At 69.6% G+C, this 2113-nt stretch carries 3 protein-coding genes; 2 read left to right on the plus strand and 1 reads right to left on the minus strand.

Annotated features, from left to right (window positions below; all coding sequences use genetic code 11):
- Both ACFQEU_RS14950 and ACFQEU_RS14955 read left to right on the plus strand, forming a co-directional pair.
- The coding region (locus ACFQEU_RS14950) for a DUF6517 family protein (RefSeq protein ID WP_379783446.1) at positions 1–627 on the plus strand (627 nt) is incomplete at its 5' end.
- 90 nt (positions 628–717) lie between these two features.
- Positions 718–1827, plus strand: coding sequence for a DUF373 family protein (locus ACFQEU_RS14955; RefSeq protein ID WP_379783448.1), 1110 nt, complete (start codon positions 718–720; stop codon positions 1825–1827).
- Positions 1828–1882: 55 nt separating this feature from the next.
- Here ACFQEU_RS14955 and ACFQEU_RS14960 read toward each other — a convergent pair.
- On the minus strand, positions 1883–2113 hold a 231-nt coding region (locus ACFQEU_RS14960; RefSeq protein ID WP_465261161.1), incomplete at its 5' end, for a cell division protein CdpA domain-containing protein.

A 2113-nucleotide genomic window follows, 5' to 3' on the forward strand; every position in this document is an offset into this window, starting at 1 on the left:
GCGGTCGCGACCGCCGGACTCGCGGGATGTACGGCGCTCGACGTCCTGACGGGCGACGAGCCGGCCGAGTTCGCGGCCGGGACGGCGACTGTCGCCGACGACGCTCTCTCGGAGACGGGATACGAGCTCAACGACGTGCGGTCGGAATCGGTCTCCCAGGAGTTCGACGTCGCGGGGACGACAAGCGAGGTCCGCGTCACCAACCGGATCGCCGAGTACGACAAGGCCGTCGAGCTGTTCGGCGAACGGTATCAGGCGGCGGTCGTCTCCGTGCTTGCGACGCCGCGCGTCGAGGTGCTCGGGAGCACGTTCAACCCTATCGGCGACCTCGACGACGAGGAGCGTGCCGAGCTGATCGTCGACCGCTACGACGATGTCGACGACCTCGAACGCGGGTCGGAGTACACGACTGACGTCCTCGGCGAGGCGCTCGACGTCATCGTGTACACGGCCGAGGGGCAGATCGAAGGCACCGACTTCACCGTCGACCTCGAGCTCCACGTCGGCGACGTGGTCGAAGCGGGCGAGGACTTCGTTCTCCCGCTCGCCGCGTACCCGGAGGCGTTCGGCGACGGCGAGAACGTTCGCCGGATGTTCAACGGCATCGAACACGAGCCGTCGGAGTAACGCGGTTCCGGCGAGGGCGGCCGGCGTGCTCGACCCTCGCACCGTCGGGGAGCCGAAAACATATGCCGACCCCTCGCATACGTCCGTCCGATGCTGCTCGTCCTCTGTGTCGACCTCGACGACGACCTCGGCCGCAAAACCGGGATCCCGACCCCGGTTATCGGGGCCGAAGCCGTCACCGAGGCCGCGGTCGCGCTCGCCACCGCTGACCCAGAGGACTCCGACGTCAACGTCCTGTTTCAGGGCGTGACGGTTCACGACGAGTTGGCCGCGGCGGGCGAGACGGTCGAGGTCGCCGCCGTCACCGGCGTCGAGGGGTCGGACGTCCAGGCGAACCGCGCGGTCGGCGCGGAGATCGACCGCGTGCTCGCCGAGCTCTCCACCGGCGAGGAGGTGTCCGCCATCGTGATCACCGACGGCGCACAGGACGAGTCCGTACTCCCCGTGATCCGTTCCCGAATGCCGATCGATGGGGTCCGCCGCGTCGTCGTCCGACAGGCGCAGGACCTCGAGTCGCTGTACTACACGATCAAGCAGGTGCTCGCGGACCGGGAAACCCGCGGGACCATCCTCGTCCCGCTCGGGGTCCTCCTCCTGATCTACCCGCTCGTCGTCGTCGCCAACCTCTTCGACGTCGCCGGCGCGGCCGTGTTGGGCGTCATCTCCGGGGCGGTCGGGCTCTACTCGCTGTTCCGCGGGCTGGGGCTGGAGGAGACCGTCGACGGGGCGGCCGCCGGGATCCGAAACCTCCTGTACGCCGGCCGCGTGACGCTCATCACCTACGTCGTCGCGCTCGCGCTCATCGTCGTCGGGGTGGTTCAGGGCGGAGAGACGGTCGAGGCGGTCCGGGGCGTCCACTCCGGGGCGCTTCCGGCTGGGGCCACCCTCGCGGCGTTCGTCCACGGGTTCGTCCAGTGGCTCGCCGTCGCGGGCGTCACCTCCAGTCTCGGGCAGATCACCGACGAGTACCTCGCCGGTCGGTTCCGCTGGCGATACCTCAACGCGCCGTTCTACGTCGTCGCCATCGCGGTGGTGTTGTACGCCGTTTCCGGGTTCTTCCTCCCGGCCGCCCCGGGCGTCACCGCGCTCGCCCTCGGGGACCTCGCGCTGGCGCTCGCGGCCGGGACGCTCCTCGGGGTGTTGAGCACGCTCGCGTTCGCGATCGCCGAGTCACAGCTACCGTCAACGGAACCGGCGTAACACACGAAACCATCACGCCGGCAGGTCCCGACCTGCCGGCCCGTTTTCGAACTCCCTAGCGCGGCGTCCACTGATCGCAAGCGTCCATATCGTCCATCAGCTCGTCGTAGTGGCCGCAGTACGGGCGCATCCCGTCGTCGGTTCGAACGTAGTCGAACTCCGCGCAGTTCCCACAGTACGTGTCCCCGGGTCCGTCCCGAGCCGTCGCCGTCGACCCGTCCGCACCCCCCTCGTCGATCCCGGACGGTCCTGACCGCGTCGGCCCCGACGGGACCCGGTCCGGCCC

The organism is Halorubrum tibetense (genome assembly GCF_042661865.1).
GTDB lineage: Archaea > Halobacteriota > Halobacteria > Halobacteriales > Haloferacaceae > Halorubrum > Halorubrum tibetense.

Bases quoted from the DNA above. Each gene is read 5' to 3' on its own strand.
- ACFQEU_RS14955 (WP_379783448.1), top strand. From the start codon at position 718: ATGCTGCTCGTCCTCTGTGTCGACCTCGACGACGACCTCGGCCGCAAA.